General features: G+C 71.5%; 9 protein-coding genes and 1 pseudogene. 2 read left to right on the top strand and 8 right to left on the bottom strand.

Features of this window, described 5'->3' with window-relative positions; translation table 11 throughout:
• Positions 1-136: 136 nt before the first annotated feature.
• Positions 137-328, top strand: a pseudogene (locus OG734_RS10310) (IS481 family transposase); the annotation flags it as partial.
• 29 nt (positions 329-357) lie between these two features.
• Here the strand turns inward: OG734_RS10310 and OG734_RS47950 are convergent.
• From OG734_RS47950 to OG734_RS10275, 8 genes are all read right to left on the bottom strand, one after another.
• On the bottom strand, positions 358-657 hold the full coding sequence (locus OG734_RS47950; protein ID WP_443065076.1) for an IS3 family transposase: 300 nt from the start codon (positions 655-657) through the stop codon (positions 358-360).
• Positions 573-875, bottom strand: a complete 303-nt coding sequence (locus tag OG734_RS47945; protein ID WP_443064848.1) for a DDE-type integrase/transposase/recombinase — start codon at positions 873-875, stop codon at positions 573-575. The genes OG734_RS47950 and OG734_RS47945 overlap by 85 nt, the downstream gene beginning before the upstream one ends.
• A 2-nt stretch (positions 876-877) precedes the next feature.
• Positions 878-1279, bottom strand: coding sequence for an IS3 family transposase (locus tag OG734_RS10300; RefSeq protein WP_330287187.1), 402 nt, complete (start codon positions 1277-1279; stop codon positions 878-880).
• Positions 1276-1584, bottom strand: coding sequence for a transposase (locus OG734_RS10295; RefSeq protein WP_030053558.1), 309 nt, complete (start codon positions 1582-1584; stop codon positions 1276-1278). The genes OG734_RS10300 and OG734_RS10295 overlap by 4 nt, the downstream gene beginning before the upstream one ends.
• 363 nt (positions 1585-1947) lie before the next feature.
• Positions 1948-2481 (bottom strand): flavin reductase family protein, encoded by a 534-nt coding sequence (locus tag OG734_RS10290; RefSeq protein ID WP_330287186.1) that lies wholly within the window; start codon positions 2479-2481, stop codon positions 1948-1950.
• 83 nt (positions 2482-2564) lie between these two features.
• Entirely contained in the window at positions 2565-3401 is an 837-nt protein-coding gene (gene mpaM / locus OG734_RS10285; RefSeq protein WP_330287185.1) for a daptide-type RiPP biosynthesis methyltransferase, read from the bottom strand.
• Between the two features lie 93 nt (positions 3402-3494).
• Positions 3495-4298: an SDR family NAD(P)-dependent oxidoreductase gene (locus OG734_RS10280; protein WP_330287184.1), complete on the bottom strand. Its 804-nt coding sequence runs from the start codon at positions 4296-4298 to the stop codon at positions 3495-3497.
• Complete coding sequence (locus OG734_RS10275; protein WP_330287183.1) at positions 4295-5359, bottom strand: MupA/Atu3671 family FMN-dependent luciferase-like monooxygenase; 1065 nt, start codon at positions 5357-5359, stop codon at positions 4295-4297. The genes OG734_RS10280 and OG734_RS10275 overlap by 4 nt, the downstream gene beginning before the upstream one ends.
• A gap of 159 nt (positions 5360-5518) precedes the next feature.
• Here OG734_RS10275 and OG734_RS10270 point away from each other — a divergent pair, with 159 nt between their 5' ends.
• The gene (locus OG734_RS10270; RefSeq protein ID WP_330287182.1) at positions 5519-19339 is read left to right on the top strand and encodes a type I polyketide synthase; all 13821 of its coding nucleotides are present in this window, start codon (positions 5519-5521) and stop codon (positions 19337-19339) included.
• Positions 19340-19363: the final 24 nt, after the last annotated feature.

Here is a 19363-nt window from a genome sequence, read left to right as displayed (position 1 = left end):
CGCATTATGTGCGGTGTGGGCGTTACGGGCGATATCTTGACGCTGAAATGACGCTCATTTGACGCTCGTCCTGATGGTGTGTCAGGCGCATTGTTGGGCAGGCCAGACCCTGTCACAGCGCCGCCTGTGGGCCACCCGCAAATTCGGCCCGGCACGCATCGGCCCCATCCTGGGGCTTCCCGCTTCGACCGTGTACCGGATCCTGGTCCGGCACGGCCTGAACTGCCTAGCCTGGCGCGACCGGCCCACCGGCGAACCGATCCGCCGCTTCGAACGCGCCCGGCCGTGCGAACTGGTCCACGTCGACATCAAGAAGCTCGGCAACATGAGGTTCCCCCGCTGCGCGGGAGTGGCTGACTAGCAGGTCAGGGCGGGTTGACGTGGTTTCAGGTTCACTGGTTCGGCCGCTGCCTGGTCGGCGTAGTGCTTCTCTTCGAACTCGATGGGGCTGAGGTAGCCGAGGCGCTTCTGGATGCGGCGGGGGTTATAGAAGCCGTCGATGTACTCGAAGAGCGCGAGATTCGCCTCGGCCCTGGTCGCGAAGACGCGGCCGCGGATGCACTCGGTCTTGATCAGCATCCACAGGTTCTCCGCCAGGGCATTGTCGAAGGAGTCGCCGACCGAGCCCATGGACGCTTGAACACCTGCTCTGACCAGGCGGGTTGTGAGCTTGGTGGACGTGTATTGGGCGTGCCGTGATCCGCATGGTGGACGAGTTCGCCAGGGGCGACCTCGCGGCTGGCCAGCGCGTACTCGAGGGAGGTGAGGACCAGGTCGGCGTCCGCGCGGGCGGAGGTCTCCCAGGCCACGACTCTGCGGGAGAAGGCATCGCGGATCGCCGACAGCCACAGGGGCCCCTCCAGGGTGGGGATCATGGTCAGGTCGGTGACCCACAGCCGGTTCGGCGCGTGTGCCGTGAAGTCGCGTTGCACCAGGTCAGGGGCGAGGTCGGCGTCCGGGTCTCGGCGGTGAAACCCTTGCTCCTGAGGGGGCTGATCCCGGCCAGGCCGGCCTGGCGCATGAGCCGCTCGACCCGCTTGCGGCCGACGTGGACACCCTCGCGCTTCAGGACGGCATGGATCCTGGGCGATCCGTAGATCCCGCCGGAGTCCTGGTGGATCTGCCGGATCTGCCCGGTCAGCTCGGTGTCCTGGCGGATCCGTTCGCAGGGGTCCTTCTCGGCCTGGCGCCAGCGGTAGTAGGTGGAGGAGGGGATGTGCAGTTCCCGCAGTACGGGCTCGACCCCCAGGTGCGGGTGCTCGTCGAGGAGCGCGGTCACCTGGGCCGGGTCGGGTCGAGCTGCGCGGCGAAAAAAGCCGAGGCCGTCCGCAGGACCTCGTTCGCCCGGCGCAGGTCCCGCACCTCGCGCCGCAGCTGGGCGAGCTCGTTCTTCTCTTCGGTGGTGAGCAGGTCGTCCCGCTCGCCGGCGTCGGCCTCGGCCTGCCGGATCCAGTTCCGCAGGGCTTCGTGATGCACGCCGAGTTCCTCGGCCATGCGGCGGATCACCGGCTTCGGCTCGGCGGTCCGGTACATCCGCACCGCACGCTCACGCAACTCCAGCGGGTACTTCCTCGGGGCAGGCATCGTCTGGGTTCCTCTCATGAGACCCATCTGATCTGCTGTCACCTTTCCCCGCATCTCGGGGGAACCTCAGACATGGCGAGCATCGCCTGGTGGTAACGCTCCAGCACCTCGTGGGGCGAGCGGTCGGCGGGCTGCACGGCGGACAGGGCGGTTACGGCTCCGTTCGTCTGCTTCCGGTATGTGTTCCGGGAGCCGAGTCTGCCGAAGTCGCCGTGGTGCGGGCGGTGATGAGCCTCGTCCTGGGCCTACTTCACCCCTGCGAGTGGACCGGGTGGCCCGAGCCGTCCGGACCGTCGTGTCCGCCTCGCGTTGGTGTCCGGTGGCGCGCTCGCGGAGGAGGCAGCCGGGGCCCGGACGTCCCGGTCAGCGGTGCATGGGGAGCGGGCCAGGCCGGAAGGTGCCGTAGCGGCCGCTGTGGAAGAGCAACGGGGCATCGCTCTCGCCGACTGCCAAGTGGTGAACGTGGCACAGTGCGATCACATGGTCGCCGGCCCAGTACTCGTCCTGCAGGGAACATTCGAGCCAGCCGATCGCGCCCGCCACGAGCGGCGCTCCGCCGGGGGAGAGGTGCCACTCTGTGCCATGCAGCTTGTCCGGGCCGCTGGCGGCCAGCCGGTCGCAGACGGGCAGCTGGTGGTCGGCGAGGATGCTCACCCCGATCCGCTCGGTCGGCCGGATCCGTGGCCAGCTGCTGCTCGTCTCCGCCACGCAGAAGGAGACCAACGGCGGCCGGAGGGAGACCGAGGCGAAGGAGTTCACCGCCAGCGCGGCGGGTCGGCCGACGGCGTCCAGGGCCGCGACGGCGACGATGCCTGTGGCGAACCTGCCGAGAACCCGACGGAACTCTCCGGACGTGACGGTATCTGCCTCGCGCGACGCCGGTATCGGGTCGGGCACCTGGGGCGCCTCGCTTCCTGCTCGGAACCAGGTCCCCGGAGCGGGCTCTTGGGCCGCGCCGGGGACCGTGGTCGCGTCGACGGTCAGAGCATGGCCTCGAGGAGCAGTCGACGGCGCGCGCTGCTGCTGCGGGTGATCTGGTGACGGTTCACCAGCTCATGCTGGGCGACCAGCTTCAGGCCCTCGGCCGCCAGTTCCTTCTCCAGGGCACCGAGCGGAGCCAGATGCGTCCAGGCGGTGTACATGGCCGTGTCGACGACCTCACCGTTCTGCACACGGTTGGCGAGGATGCTGGTGGAGCGCAGGCCGTCCGGTTCGATCCGGTCGATGAAGGTGCACAGCACCGGCGAGCGGTCGTCCTTGGTCGGGAAGACCGAGGTGTACTCGAAGGCGGCGGACGCGCTCTCGAACCCGGCGATGTCCAGCACCGTCAGCAGGAAGCGGCCGTCCTCGGCGAGGTGCTCGCGCACACCCCGGAACAGCTGTGCGCGCTGCTCCTGCGTGAGGTTCCACACCGCCGTCGCGCCGAGCACGATCAGGCCGAACTTGCGGTCCAGCGCGAAGTCCGTCATGTCGCCCTCGACGGTGCTCAGCCGGTCCGCGTATTCCTGGTACTCCGGCTCCCGCATCCGCTCGTCGAGGAGCTCCAGCATCGACGGCGAGTTGTCGAGCCCGACCACCTCGAAGCCCTGCTCCAGGAACGGCAGGGTCAGTCGGCCGGAGCCGCAGCACAGCTCCAGCACCGGGCCCGGCCGCCCCTCCGCGGAGCTCAGCAGCTCCTCCACTTCGGCGTTGTCCCGCAGGGTGAACGAGTGGTAAAAGGCGGCACCTTCCGAGTCGTACATGCCGTGCTGGTGGATCTTCCCGGCGAACAGCTCCACCAGAGCTGCGGCGGTGCCCTTGAGCTGGTATTCGGTCATGCTTTCCTCCGGTCGCCCATCGTTGATCGAGACCCTAGGCCGCGGTTCTTACCGGCGGCTTGGGCCTCGCTTAAGCCACCCCGGCCAGGGGATTCAGAGCCTGGAACGGGCTGGCAGCACACGTGGATCCATGCTCAGCAGGACACCCCGGCTGCCCCCGTCGACGGGGAGCGAGACCCCGGTGGTCGAGCCCGCGGCCGGGCCGGCGAGATAGCAGATCGCTGTGGCCACCTCCTCCGGTGTGACCAGCCGCCCGTTCGGCTGCCGCCCGCTGACCGCGGCGAAAGCGGCTTCCGGGTCGCTCGCGGCATCCACGAGCCGGCGTACCCACGGGGTATCGACCGGGGCCGGGGTCACACAGTTGACCCTGATGCCCTCGTGCAGGTGATCGGCGGCCATGGCCGTGGTCAGGGCGAGCACCGCTCCCTTCGAGGAGCAGTACACCGCCGCGTTGGGCAGCCCGACGGTGGCACCCAGCGAGCACATGTTCACGATGGACGCGTGCTCCGAGCGCCTCAGATACGGCAGCGCGGCACGGGCGACCCGCACCATGCCGAACACGTTGACGTCGAAGACCCGCTTCCACTCGGCGAGTTCACCCGACTCCACGGTTCCCCGGCCGAGGATGCCCGCGTTGTTGACCAGGATGTCCAGGCCGCCCAGCCGTTCGGCGGCCTTCGCCACGGCCGTGTCCACCGAGGCGTCGTCCGCGACGTCGCCGTACACCCCGATCAGCGGCTCGGGAACGGCCGACTTCCCGTCCGCGTCCAGCGCGTTGAGGTCCAGGCAGGCCACCTGCGCGCCCCGGGCCGCCAGCATGCGGGCGGTGGCCAGCCCGATGCCGGAGGCACCGCCAGTCACCAGGGCTGTCAGCCCGGTCAGTTCACCACTGCTCATCGGTCCTCCCCGTGGTCGTCGGCGCATCGCTCGCGCAGCGTGTTCAAGGGGTGCAAGCCCTCCAGCACCCGGTCCTCGGGCACCCCGAAGTCGATCAGGCAGGCGACCTCGTCGACCCCTGCCGCGCGCAGCCGCCCAACGGTTTCCAAGCCGTCCTCGATCGTGCCGAACAGTCCGCCCGTGTCGAAGTAGCGGTCGAACGAACGCGCCACGAGGAACTCGCGGTCCTGCGGCGACAGCCGTTCCAGATCGATGCCACCGGGCAGTGCCGCCGCGGCCGTCTTCGTGATCAGTCCGATCGAGCTGCGCAGGTAGTCGCCGAACGGCTCGCGGACCTCCTCACGGACCTTCTCGCGGTCCGTGCCCAGCAAGGTGTGCAGCATCAGCGCCACATGGCCGCGCGCCCCGGGGCCGTGCGCGGCCGCCAGTTCCGCGCGGTAGGCGGTGATGTTGCGCTCCAGGTCGGAGATCTCCTGGCCGATCAGATGCGTCAGCACACCCGTGCCGAGCCGGCCGGCCGTACGGAACGTCTCGGCGGAACCGGCGCTCGTCAGCCACATCGGCAGCTCCGACTGGACCGGCGGCGGGAAGATCCGCACCTTCGACTCCTGGCCCGCGCCGTCCGGGAACGCCACCTCCTCCCGCGCCCACAGCCGGCGCAGCGTCTCCACGGTGCGCACCAGGACCTCCTTGCGGTCCTGGTAGTTCTCCGGCCGCAGGACGAAGTCCACCGAGTGCCAGCCCGACGCCAGCGACACGCCCACCCGGCCCCGGGACAGGTTGTCCACCACGGACCACTCCTCCGCGATCCGCGCCGGATGGTGCAGCGGTGCGACCACACTGCCCGCGCGGATGGCTATCTGCTCGGTCGCCACCGCAAGCGCAGCGCCGGTGACGGCCGCGTTGGGATATTGGCCGCCGAATTCATGGAAATGGCGTTCCGGTGTCCACACTGCGGTGAATCCGTGGGTGTCCGCGAATTTCGCGCTGTCCAGCAGAAGACGGTAGCGGTCATCGGCCGCGGCCCCGTAGTCCGCGAAATAGAAGAGACTGAAGTCCACGAAACTCCTCCCACCTGGCGCGGCTGGTCATGCAGGACCGTAGCCGCGACTCGCTACGCAGGGAACTCGCCTTTAGTGCGCGCCAAGAATGCCTTTGGCCCAGGCCGTGACACTGACCGGACGATCTGCGATCGGCACCAGAGGGAGCAGTGAACCACCGTGGTGAAGAAGAGTTTTTCCGACGGTTTCCCCACGGATCAGGTGGGTCGGGCCGAACAGGAGGCGATCGCGGTGGTCGGCCTCTCCTGCCGGCTCCCGCAGGCCCCCGATCCGGCCGCGTTCTGGGACCTGCTTCGGACCGGCCGTGACGCCATCAGCCCGCCGCCGCCCGGCCGTTGGCAGGCCGACGCGCCGGGGGACCTCACGCCGGACGCCATCACCGGAGCCGCCCACGGCGGCTTCCTCGAGCAGGTCGACGCCTTCGACGCCGAGTTCTTCGGCATGTCGCCGCGCGAGGCCGCCGCCGTCGACCCGCAGCAGCGGCTGGTCCTCGAACTCGCCTGGGAGGTCCTGGAGGATGCCGGGATCCTGCCCGCCAGCCTGACCGGCAGCCGCACCGGCGTCTTCGTCGGCGCGATGCACGACGACTACGCCGCACTGCTCCAGCGCCGCGGAACCGGCTCTGTCACCCCGCATTCCGCGACCGGCCTGAACCGCGGAGTGCTCGCCAACCGGGTCTCCTACACGCTCGGCCTGCACGGGCCCAGCCTGGCTGTCGACACGGCACAGTCCTCCGCGCTGGTCGCCGTCCACCTGGCCTGCGAGAGCCTGCGCCGCGCCGAGTGCGACCTCGCGATCGCGGGCGGCGTCAACCTCAACCTCACCCTGGCCGGCACGGTCGAGGCGTCCCGATTCGGCGGCCTCTCCCCGAACGGACGATGCGCGACCTTCGACGCCGACGCCGACGGCTATGTACGCGGCGAGGGCGGCGGCCTCGTCCTGCTCAAGCCGCTGTCCCGTGCCCTCGCCGACGGCGACGAGATCCACGGCGTCCTGCTGGGCAGCGCCGTGAACAACGACGGCGCCACTCCCGGACTGACCGTGCCCGACCAGGCGGCCCAGCGGCGCGTCGTGGAGGCGGCCTGCAGTCGGGCCGGAGTCCGCCCCGAGCAGGTCCAGTACGTCGAACTGCACGGCACCGGCACCAAGGTCGGCGACCCGATCGAGGCAGCCGCCCTCGGCTCGGCCCTGGGCCGCGGCCGCGGGGTTCCGCTGGCGGTCGGGTCGGCCAAGACCAACGTCGGCCACTTGGAGGGCGCTGCGGGCATCGTCGGCCTGCTGAAGACACTCCTGAGCATCCGGCACCGCCAACTGCCCCCCAGTCTCCACTTCCGCACCCCCAACCCGCGCATCCCGCTCACCGAACTCGGCTTGACCGTCCAGCGCGAGCTGAGCGACTGGCCCCGCCCGGACGCGCCCCTCGTCGCCGGTGTCAACTCCTTCGGAATGGGCGGCACCAACTGCCATGTGGTGGTGTCGGAGGCACCCGCGCCGACGGAGGCGGTGCGACGGAGCGACGTGCACGAGGCGGACCGGGCGGCCGGCGACGGGCGCCCGGTGGTGTGGCCGTTGGCCGGGCGCGGGCCCGAGGCGCTGCGGGAGCAGGCGGCCCGGCTGCACGCCCGGCTGGCCGCCGACGGCGCGGCGCTCGACCCGGCGGCCGACGTCGGGTACTCCCTGGCCACCACCCGCACCCAGTTCGAACACCGTGCCGCCGTGGTCGGCTCCGAGCCCGAGCGCCTGCTCGACGGCCTCGCGGCCCTGGCCCGGGGCGAGGCGGCCCCCGGCACCGTCACCGGAACCATCGCGCGCACCGGCGATCTAGCCTTCCTCTTCTCCGGGCAGGGCAGCCAGCGGGCGGGCGCGGGCGCCGAGTCGTACCGCACCCATCCCGCCTTCGCCGAAGCGCTCGACCGTGCCTGCGCCGAACTCGACCGGCACTTGGAACGTCCTCTGAAGGAGGTGCTGTTCGCGCCCGACGGCACCCCCGAGGCCGCCCTGCTGGACCGCACCGGCTACACCCAGCCCTCCCTGTTCGCCGTGGAGGTGGCGCTGTTCCGCCTGCTGGAGACCTGGGGTGTCACCCCCGACCGCCTGTTCGGCCACTCGGTCGGCGAACTGGCCGCCGCCCACGTCTCCGGCGTCCTGGACCTCACCGACGCGGCGACCCTGGTGACCGCCCGCGGACGGCTGATGGAGGCGCTGCCCGGCGGAGCCATGGCCGCGCTGGAAGCCTCCGAGCAGGAGGTACTGCCGCTGCTGGAGGGCCGGGTCGGACAGGCCGACATCGCCGCCGTCAATGGCCCGCGCGCTGTCGTCGTATCGGGCGACGAGACCGCCGTCGAGGAGATCGCCGCGGCTGTGGCCGCACTCGGCCGCCGGACACGACGACTGAGGGTCAGCCACGCGTTCCACTCTCCGCACATGGACGCCATGCTGGAGGAGTTCCGCGCCGTCGCCGCCACGCTGACCTACGCCCCGCCGCGCATCCCCGTCGTCTCCGACGTCACCGGCCTGCCCGCGACCCCGGAGCAGCTGTGCTCGCCCGACTACTGGGTACGGCACGTGCGGTCCGCGGTCCGCTTCGAGGCCGGCATGGCCACCCTCCTCGAGGCCGGCACCACCGCCTTCCTGGAGATCGGCCCCGACGGTGTCCTCACCGCCATGGGCCGCGAGTGCCTGCGGGGTCGGCGGGCGGTCCTGCTGCCGACCATGCGCCGGTCGTCCGCGCCCGAGCCGGAGGTCCTGCTCACCGCCGTCGCCGGACTCCACGTCCACGGCCACGCGCCGGACTGGGAGCGCCTGTTCGAGGGCACGGGAGCCCGACGCGTCCCCCTGCCGGGCTACGCCTTCCAGCGCCGACGGCATTGGTACGGCGACGACGAGACGCAGCCGCTCGGGCAGCCGGCCCAGGGCGCGAACGTCACGCCGGTGCCCGCCCCGGAGCCGGCGCAGGTCGATCCGGCCCCCGGACAGGATCACGCCGACTCCGCTTCCCAGCCGTCGGCAGGGCCCCGCACCGATGCGGCTGACCAGGAGCGCGTCATGCTCGACCTGGTGCGCTCCACCGCCGCCATCGTCCTCGGCCACGGCACGGCCGCCTTCGTCGACCCCACCCGGCCGTTCCGCGACCTCGGCTTCGACTCGCTTCTCGCCGTCGAACTCCGGGACCGGCTGAGCGAGGCCACCAGCCTCACCCTGGAGTCCGGGCTGCTGTTCAACCACCCCACGCCCGCAGAACTGGCCCACTGGCTGGCGCAACACCTGTCCGACCCCGCCGACCGGGCCGATCCGCGCGGCGCCGAACCGGACACGGCCACGGTCACCACGGTGAACGATCCCGTGGTCATCGTCGGAATCGGCTGCCGCCTCCCCGGAGGCGTCGACAGCCCCGAGGACCTGTGGCGGCTGGTCACGGACGGCCGGGACGCCATCGGCTCCTTCCCCACCGACCGCAGCTGGGACCTGGACGCCCTCCACGATCCCGACCCCGAGCGCCCCGGCACCACCTACACCGGGGAGGGCGGCTTCCTGGCCGAGGCCGGCCACTTCGACGCCGCGTTCTTCGGTATCTCGCCCCGAGAGGCCACGGCCATGGACCCCCAGCAGCGGTTGCTGCTGGAAACCGCGTGGGAGTCGCTCGAACGCGCCGGCATCGTCCCCGAGAAGCTGCGCGGCACACGCACCGGCGTCTTCGTCGGCGGCACCGCCCTCGACTACGGCCCCCGTCTGCACGAGGCTGACGAGGAAACGGGCGGCTACCTGCTGACCGGCAGCACCGCCAGCGTGATGTCCGGCCGTATCGCCTACACCTTCGGTCTGGAGGGGCCGGCGGTGACGGTGGACACGGCGTGCTCGTCGTCCCTCGTGGCGATCCACCTGGCGATGCAGGCGCTGCGGCGCGGCGAGTGCACCCTCGCTCTCGCCGGCGGTGTGACGGTGATGGCCACCCCGGGCATGTTCGTGGAGTTCAGCCGCCAACGCGGGTTGGCAGCGGACGGCCGCTGCAAGGCGTTCGCGGCAGGGGCGGACGGCACGGCGTGGGCCGAGGGCGCAGGGCTCCTGGTCCTGGAGCGGTTGTCGGATGCGCGGCGGAATGGTCATCGGGTGTTGGCGGTGATCCGGGGGAGTGCGGTCAATCAGGATGGTGCGTCGAATGGGTTGACGGCGCCGAATGGTCCGGCTCAGCAGCGGGTGATCCGGCAGGCGTTGGCGGATGCGGGTGTGTCGGCGGCCGAGGTGGATGTGGTCGAGGCGCATGGCACGGGTACCACGTTGGGTGATCCGATCGAGGCGGAGGCGCTGATCGCGACCTATGGTGCGGCTCGTTCTGTGGATCGGCCGTTGTGGTTGGGGTCGTTGAAGTCGAATATCGGGCATGCGCAGGCGGCTGCGGGTGTTGGTGGTGTGATCAAGATGGTGGAGGCTGTCCGTCGGGGTGAGATGCCGCGGACGTTGCATGTGGATGAGCCGTCGCCGCATGTGGACTGGTCCGCGGGTACGGTCCGGCTGCTGACCGAAGCCCAGGAGTGGCGGAGCGACGGTCCGCGCCGGGCGGGGGTGTCCTCCTTCGGTATCAGCGGCACCAACGCCCACCTGATCCTGGAAGAGGCCCCCGAGGAGGCCCCGTCCGTCGCTGTCGACGGGATAGCGCCAGTGGCGTTGTCGGCGCGGTCGCCGGAGGCGCTGCGGGACCAGGCGAACCGGCTGCGTGCGCACCTGGCGGCGCGGTCTGACATCAGCGCGGGTGATGTGGCGTACGCGCTGACCACCGCTCGTACGGCGTTCAGGCATCGAGCTGTTGTTGTCGGTGGGGATCGTGATGAGCTTCTCCGTGCTCTTGAGGCTGTTGCCGAGGGGCGGGATGTGTCGGGTGTGGTGTGTGGGGAGGCTGTCGTCGGGGGGCGTACGGCGTTTGTGTTTACCGGTCAGGGTGCTCAGTGGGTGGGGATGGGCCGGGAGTTGTATGGGGTGTTTCCGGTGTTCGCGGCTGCGTTGGATGAGGTGTGTGGGTATCTGGATCCGTTGTTGGGGTGGTCGTTGCGGGAGGTGATGTTCGAGGGGCCGGGGGAGGTGCTGGATCGGACGGAGGTGACGCAGCCGGCGTTGTTCGCGTTCGAGGTGGCGTTGTTCCGGTTGGTGGAGTCGTTCGGGGTGTGGCCGGATGCGGTGGTGGGGCATTCGGTGGGGGAGTTGGCGGCGGTGTGTGTGGCGGGTGTGGTGTCGCTGGCGGATGCGTGTGCGGTGGTGGTGGCCCGGGGTCGGCTGATGGGTGCGGTGCGTGCCGGGGGGGCGATGGTCGCGGTGGAGGCGTCGGAGGCTGAGGTGGTGGCCGTCCTGGGTGAGGGGGTGTCGGTCGCGGGGGTCAACGGGCCTGCGGCGGTGGTGATCTCCGGGGACGAGGTGGCGGTGCTGACGGCCGCGGGGGTGTTGGAGGGGCGGGGGCATCGCACGCGTCGGCTGCGGGTGAGTCATGCCTTTCACAGTGCGCATATGGATGGTGTGCTGGAGGAGTTCGCTGCGGTGGTGCGGGGGGTGGTGTGGGGGCGGCCGTCGTTTGTGGTGGCGTCGACGTTGTCGGGGCGGGTGGATGCGGGGCAGTGGTCGGATCCGGAGTACTGGGTGCGGCAGATCCGTGAGCCGGTGCGTTTTCTTGACGGGGTGCGGGCGTTGGAGGCGGAGGGCGTCACGGCCTTCCTGGAGTTGGGTCCGGATGCGGCGTTGACCGGAGCGGTGTTGAGCAGTGTGCGGGCGGGGGTGCTGGCGGTGGCCGCTGCCCGTCGTGATCGTGACGAGGTCGCCTCGGTGTATGGCGCGTTGGCCGTGCTGCACACGCACGGGGTGGACGTGGACTGGTCGGTGCAGCTGGCTGGTGCCGGGGTGGTGGATGTGCCGACGTATGCGTTCCAGCGGCGTCGTTACTGGCTGGATGCCTCCGCGCAGGTCTGGGGCGCCGACCGGTTCGGGCTCGATGCCACAGGCCACCCCCTCCTCAGCGCCGCCGTGGAACCGGCCGAGGACGGAGGTCTGCTGCTGACAGGCCGGCTCGGCCTCGGCACGCATGGCTGGCTGGCCGACCACAACGTTGGTGGCGCCGTGCTGCTGCCCGGGACCGTCTTCCTGGAGTTCGCGCTGGCCGCGGCCGATTACGCGGGCTGTGACAGTGTGGCCGAGCTGACCATCGAGAGTCCGCTGGTGATGCCCGACCGTTCGGCCGTTCGTCTCCAGGCCGCCGTGGGCCGGCCCGACGCGGAGGGCCGTCGCACGATCGGCGTGTACTCCGCCACCGGGTCGGGCGAGTGGGCCAGGCACGCCACGGGCCTGCTGGAGACCGCGCGACCCGCCGCGGTCACTGGGCTCACCGACTGGCCGCCGCCTGGCGCGACCGCCGTACCGACGGACGGCGCCTACGCCGAACTGGAGTCGCGCGGTTATTCGTACGGCCAGGCATTCCAGGGCCTGCACGCGCTGTGGCGGCAGGGTGAGGAACTGTACGCGGAGGTACGTCTGCCCGCTGGTCCGGACGGTGAGGCCGGGCGGCTCGGCATCCACCCCGCGCTGCTCGACGCCGCGCTGCATCCCGTCGTACTGACCCAGCCAGAGGACAGGATGCTGCTGCCGTTCTCCTGGAACGGCGTACGTCTGCACGCGATCGGGGCCACCGCCCTGCGGGTGCGCTGGTCGCCGGCCGGAGCGGACACCGTGTCCCTCGCCGCAGCCGACAGCACCGGCGCGCCGGTGCTGAGCGTCGACTCGCTGGTGCTGCGTCCCTCGGCACCCGTCCGGCACCGGGCCGCCGGAGCCGACGACTGCCTGCACCGTGTCCTCTGGTCGCCGGCGTCCACGGGGCAGCCGCGGACCAGCGGTTGGGTGGTTGTGGAAGCGGAAGCCGGCCGGGGTGGCGAGCAGCCCGCCGACGCAGTGCTGCTGCCGGAGCTGCGCAGGTGTGCCGGACTCGGCGAACTGACCGCCGACGCAGGAGCGGTGCCGGACACGGTCGTCATCGAGTGCGGACCGGTCGGCGGCGAGGAACCCGCGGCCGACGCCACCCTCGGTGTGGGCCGGGTGCTGGAACTGGTCCAGGACTGGCTGGCCGAGGAGCGGCTCGCCGATGCCCAGCTCGTCGTGGTGACCCGGGGCGCGATCGGTGCCCTGCCCGAAGACACCGTCCCCGATCCGGCGGGCGCCGTGCTGTGGGGTCTGCTGCGCACGGCACAGACAGAACACCCTGGCCGGTTCGTCCTGGTGGACGTCGACGACACGAACGCCTCGGCACAGGCCCTGCCCGCCGCCGTGGCGGGTGGCGAACCGCAGCTCGCGATACGCGTCGGCGTCCCCCACGCGCCCCGCCTGACTACCGCCCGCGCCGGCGACGAACCGACGGTGTACGACAGCGACGGCACGGTGCTCGTCACGGGCGGTACGGGTGGGCTGGGCGCGCTGTTCGCCCGGCATCTGGTCGCCGAGTACGGCGTACGGCGTCTGTTGTTGACCAGTCGCCGGGGGTTGGAGGCTCCGGGTGCGGCAGAACTCGCGGCGGAATTGCGCGAGTCGGGTGCCGAGGTGACGGTCGCCGCGTGTGATGTGGCGGACCGGTCGGCGCTGGCGGACCTTCTCGCGGGCATCCCCGCCGAGCATCCGCTGACCGCCGTCGTGCACGCGGCCGGCGTTCTCGACGACGGGACCCTGGAGACGCTGACTCCCGAACGCTGCGCCGCCGTCCTGCGGCCCAAGGTGGACGCCGCCTGGAACCTCCACCTGCTGACAAGGGAGGCTCCGCTCGCCGCCTTCGTCCTGTTCTCCTCGATCGTCGGCCAGATCGGCAACGCCGGCCAGGCCAACTACGCCGCCGCCAACACCTTCCTGGACGCGCTCGCCCACCACCGACGGGCCCGCGGCCTGCCCGGCGTCTCCCTGGCGTGGGGCCTGTGGAACACCGCCGACGGCATGGGCGCGGGGCTGACGGACACCGAGCTGTCCCGCTGGCGCCGGAACGGGCTGGAACCGCTCGACGCCGAGGTGGGGCTCGCCCTGTTCGACGCGGCGCTCGCCACCGACCAGGCGCTGCTCGTGCCCGCACGGCTGGACGCGACGGCGCTGCGCGCCCGGTTCGAGGCCGGAGTCCTCCCCCCGATGCTCCGGCCGACGCTCCGCCGCCCGGCCCGGCAGCAAGCCGGCAACAGGGCCTCCGGCGAGAGCTCCTGGCTCCAGCGGCTCGCCGTCCTGGGGGCGGACGAACGCCGGGGAACCGCACGGGAGTTGGTGCTCTCCACGGTGGCCTCCGTGCTCGGTCACGGGGACCCGCAGACCGTCGACGCCCAACTCTCCTTCCGCGAACTCGGATTCGACTCGCTCACTGGAGTCGAACTGCGCAACCGCCTGAACTCCCTCGCGGGCACACGGCTCCCCGCAACTGTGGTCTTCGACCACCCCACGCCCGACGCACTGGCGGAACTGCTGCTCGGCCTCGTCCCGGGAACGACACCGTCCGGCGCCGGGGAGGAGACCACCGCCCCTGTCGTCTCCGACGACGAACCGATCGCCATCATCGGCATGGCCTGCCACTATCCCGGAGGCGTCGACAGCCCCGAGGACCTGTGGCGGCTGGTCACGGACGGCCGGGACGCGATCACCGGGTTCCCGACCAACCGCGGTTGGGACCTGGACTCCCTCCATGACCCGGATCCCGAGCACGCCGGCACCACGTACTGCCGCCAGGGCGGCTTCCTGCACGACGCCGACCGCTTCGACGCCGAGTTCTTCGGGATCTCGCCGCGCGAGGCTGTACCGATCGACCCCCAGCAGCGGCTGCTGCTGGAAACCGTCTGGGAGAGCCTGGAGCACGCCAGGCTCGACCCCGGCACCCTGCGGGGCAGCCGCACCGGCGTCTTCGTCGGCGCCATGTACAGCGACTACGGGTCGCGCATCGCCAAGGCGCCCGAGGAGTACGAGGGTTACCTGCTGACCGGCAGCACCGGGAGCGTGACCTCCGGCCGTATCGCCTACACCTTCGGTCTGGAGGGGCCGGCGGTGACGGTGGACACGGCGTGTTCCTCGTCCCTCGTGGCCCTCCATCTGGCGGCCCAGGCGTTGCGGCGCGGCGAGTGCACCCTCGCACTCGCCGGCGGTGTGACCGTGATGGCCACCCCCAACACCTTCGTGGAGTTCAGCCGCCAGCGGGCACTCTCCCCCGACGGCCGCTGCCGCTCGTTCGCCGCCGGCGCCAACGGCACCACCTGGAGCGAAGGCGTCGGCATGCTCCTGGTCGAGCGGTTGTCGGATGCGCGGCGGAATGGTCATCGGGTGTTGGCGGTGATCCGGGGGAGTGCGGTCAATCAGGATGGTGCGTCGAATGGGTTGACGGCGCCGAATGGTCCGGCTCAGCAGCGGGTGATCCGGCAGGCGTTGGCGGATGCGGGTGTGTCGGCGGCCGAGGTGGATGTGGTCGAGGCGCATGGCACGGGTACCACGTTGGGTGATCCGATCGAGGCGGAGGCGCTGATCGCGACCTATGGTGCGGCTCGTTCTGTGGATCGGCCGTTGTGGTTGGGTTCGTTGAAGTCGAATATCGGGCATGCGCAGGCGGCTGCGGGTGTTGGTGGTGTGATCAAGATGGTGGAGGCTGTCCGTCGGGGTGAGATGCCGCGGACGTTGCATGTGGATGAGCCGTCTCCGCATGTGGACTGGTCCGCGGGTACGGTCCGGCTGCTGACCGAAGCCCAGGAGTGGCGGAGCGACGGTCCGCGCCGGGCGGGGGTGTCCTCCTTCGGTATCAGCGGCACCAACGCCCACGTCATCGTCGAGGAAGCCGAGCCCGTCGAGCCCACCCCCGCACGGGCTCCGACACCGGGTGCCGTACGGCCGCTCGTTCTCCAGGCCCGTACACCTGCCGCACTGCGTGCCCAGAGCGACCGTCTCCGCCAGGCTCTCAGCGCCGACGCCGGCCTCGACCCGGCGGACGTGGCACTCTCCCTGCTGACCACCCGCGTCCCGATGAGGCATCGAGCTGTTGTTGTCGGTGGGGATCGTGATGAGCTTCTCCGTGCTCTTGAGGCTGTTGCCGAGGGGCGGGATGTGTCGGGTGTGGTGTGTGGGGAGGCTGTCGTCGGGGGGCGTACGGCGTTTGTGTTTACCGGTCAGGGTGCTCAGCGGGTGGGGATGGGCCGGGAGTTGTATGGGGTGTTTCCGGTGTTCGCGGCTGCGTTGGATGAGGTGTGTGGGTATCTGGATCCGTTGTTGGGGTGGTCGTTGCGGGAGGTGATGTTCGAGGGGCCGGGGGAGGTGCTGGATCGGACGGAGGTCACGCAGCCGGCGTTGTTCGCGTTCGAGGTGGCGTTGTTCCGGTTGGTGGAGTCGTTCGGGGTGTGGCCGGATGCGGTGGTGGGGCATTCGGTGGGGGAGTTGGCGGCGGTGTGTGTGGCGGGTGTGGTGTCGCTGGCGGATGCGTGTGCGGTGGTGGTGGCCCGGGGTCGGCTGATGGGTGCGGCGCGTGCCGGCGGGGCCATGGTCGCGGTGGAGGCGCCGGAGGCCGAGGTGCTGGAGGTTGTGGGCGTGGGGGTGTCGGTCGCGGGGGTCAACGGGCCTGCGGCGGTGGTGATCTCCGGGGACGAGGCGGCGGTGCTGACGGCCGCGGGGGTGTTGGAGGGGCGGGGGTATCGCACGCGTCGGCTGCGGGTGAGTCATGCGTTCCACAGTGCGCATATGGATGGTGTGCTGGAGGAGTTCGCTGCGGTGGTGCGGGGGGTGGTGTGGGGGCGGCCGTCGTTTGTGGTGGCGTCGACGTTGTCGGGGCGGGTGGATGCGGGGCAGTGGTCGGATCCGGAGTACTGGGTGCGGCAGATCCGTGAGCCGGTGCGTTTTCTTGACGGGGTGCGGGCGTTGGAGGCGGAGGGTGTCACGGCCTTCCTGGAGTTGGGTCCGGATGCGGCGTTGAGTGCGGCGGTGTCGGGCAGTGTGCGGGCGGGGGTGCTGGCGGTGGCCGCCGCCCGTCGTGAGCGCGACGAGGTCGCCTCGGTGTATGGCGCGCTGGCCGCGCTGCACACGCACGGGGTGGACGTCGACTGGTCGGTGCAGCTGGCTGGTGCCGGGGTGGTGGATGTGCCGACGTATCCGTTCCAGCGGCGTCGTTACTGGCTGGATGCTTCCACGCAGGTCTGGGGCGCCGACCGGTTCGGGCTCGATGCCACAGGCCACCCCCTCCTCGGCGCCGCCGTGAAACTGGCGGCTCGGCAGGAGCTGGTGCTGACCGGGCGGCTGTCGGTGGCGGCGCAGCCGTGGCTGGCCGACCATGCCGTGGGCGGCGCGGTGCTGCTGCCCGGCGCGGCCCTGCTCGACCTGGCGCTGCACGCGGCCGTCTCGAGCGGATGCTCCTCCGTCGAGGAACTGGCGTTGGAGGCACCGCTGGTCCTGCCAGAACAGGGTGCCATGGACGTGCAGTTGATCGTCGGCCAGCCGGCCGACTCGGGGCGGCGGCCGCTGGGAGTGCACTCCCGGCCCGGCGACGCTGAGCCGGACGCCCCCTGGACCACGAACGCGACCGGTGCTCTCAGCCCCGTACCGGCCGGTCCGCCGCCCGCCGATCCGGCGGCGGCCGGAGCCTGGCCGCCGCCGGACGCGGTCCCCGTGGCGCTCGACAAGGTCTACCCCCGGCTGTCCGAACTCGGGTACGCCTACGGGCCCGCCTTCCAGACCCTTCAGGCGGTGTGGCGGCTCGGCGACGACCTGCTGGCCGAGGTCCGGCTCCCGGAGGCCGCTCCGTCGGCCGACGGACACACCGTTCACCCCGCTCTGCTGGACGGTGCCCTGCACCCGCTGTTGCTCGATCTGCTCGACGAGACGTCCGAGCGGCCCGGGAGCGTACGGCTGCCCTCCGGCTGGCGCGGTGTCACACACCGTGCCCGGGCGGGGGAGGGGACTGTACGGGTCCGGCTCGGCCGGGTCGGCGCGGACGAAGTGTCCGTCACCCTGACCGACGCCGCGGGCGACGTCCTGCTGACCGCGGACTCGCTCACCCTGCGGACGGTCGCGGCCGACCGACTCGCCGACACGGCCGTGCGCGGCATGCTGTTCGGCGTCGAGTGGACCGCTCCACCCGCCGGTGCCTTCGAAGCTCCCGGCACGCCGGAACCGGCGCGCCCCTGGGCGGTCGTAGGTCCGCTGCCCGAGCCGCGCGACGCCGGCGCCCCGGTCCGGCACCATGAGGACCTCGCCTCGCTGCTGGCCTCGATCGCCGCGGGCGCCCCGGCTCCCGGCGTGGTCCTGCTGTGGGCCGGACCGGCGCCCAACGAGCCGGACGTCCCGGCGGCGGCCGGAGCGGCACTCGCCGACACCCTCGCCCTTGTGCAGCGGTGGCTCGCCGAGCCGGCCACGGCGGGCAGCCGCCTCGTCCTGGTCACCCGATCGGCGGTCGCCACCCGTGACGCCGAGGTGCCGGATCCGACAATCGCGCCGGTGTGGGGGCTGGTCCGCAGCGCACAGTCCGAGGAACCGGGCCGGTTCGTCCTGTTGGACACGGACGGGGCGGAGCTGTCCGGCCGTGCCGTGGCCGCGGCTCTGGCGGCGGGCGAACCCCAGCTCGCGGTGCGTGGCGCTACCGTCCTGGTGCCGCGGCTCACCCGGACCGCCGCACCGGCCGGGCAGGCCCCGGCCGACTGGGACGGCGACGGCACGGTGCTGGTCACCGGCGGTACGGGTGGGCTGGGCGCGCTGTTCGCCCGGCATCTGGTTGCCAAGTACGGCGTACGCCGTCTGCTGCTGACCAGCAGGCGCGGTACGCGGGCTCCGGGGGCGGCAGAACTCGCGGCTGAGTTGCGTGGGTCGGGTGCCGAGGTGACGGTCGCCGCGTGTGATGTGGCGGACCGGTCGGCGCTGGCGGACCTTCTCGCGGGCATCCCCGCCGAGCATCCGCTGACCGCAGTCGTGCACGCGGCAGGCGTCCTCGACGACGCCACCGTCGCCACCATGACCGCCCAGCAGTTGCGCACCGTCCTGTCCGCCAAGGTGGACGCCGCCTGGAACCTCCACCTGCTGACCCAGGACACCCCGCTCACCGCCTTCGTCCTGTTCTCCTCCGTCGCCGGCACCCTCGGTACCGCGGGGCAGGGCAACTACGCGGCGGGCAACGCCTTCCTGGACGCGCTTGCCCAGTACCGCCGGGCGAACGGTCAGCCGGCCGTGTCCCTCGCCTGGGGCCTGTGGGAACGGGAGAGCGGCATGGGCGGCGCACTCGACGCGGGCGCGCTGGCCAGGCTCAAGCGGTCCGGCATTGCTGGCATCGACGACGCCCAGGGCCTGCGGCTGTTCGACACCGCCCTGTCCCTCGACCGGCCCGTGCTGGCGCCGGCGCACCTGAACCTGGCCGCGTTGCAGGCCTCCGGGGAGGAACCGCCCGCCCTGCTGTCTGGTCTGGTGCACGTCACCCGGCACCCGGCCCGGGAGACTACCCGGGCCGCGTCCGCCGACGAAGCGTTCGCCGACCGGCTGCGCCGCCTCCCGGAGCAGGACCGCCGCCCGGCCGTACGGGACCTGGTCCGCGCCGAACTGGCTCGCGTGCTGGGCTTCGAGACGGCCGATGGCATCGACACCGAGCGCGGCTTCCTCGACATGGGCGTCGACTCGCTGACCGCTGTCGAACTACGGCGGCGGCTCGGCACACGCACCGGCCTGCAGCTGCGGACCACCGTCGTCTTCGACCACCCCACCGTCACGAGTATGGCCGATCACCTGCTCGCCGAGCTGCTCCCGGACGGCACCCACCGCGCGTGGACAGCCACGTTCGAACGATGGGAGACCGAGCTGGCCGAGCTGGCCACGGATCCGGAGGCACGCGGCGAGGTCGTGGCGAGACTCCAGCAGTTCCTGGGCAGGCTGCGCGGGCCGGAGCACGAGCCCGACTCCGGCCCGGTCGACGACGCGATCGACGACGCCAGCGACGAAGAACTGTTCCGCCTGCTCGACGGCACTCTCGAAACCCCCGAATGACCAGGTGGTCGCGGCTGCCCGCTT

Source organism: Streptomyces sp. NBC_00576 (assembly GCF_036345175.1).
Lineage (GTDB): Bacteria > Actinomycetota > Actinomycetes > Streptomycetales > Streptomycetaceae > Streptomyces.
Note: the sequence above shows the minus strand (reverse complement) of the source record. Positions and strands in the feature narration are given on the sequence as shown.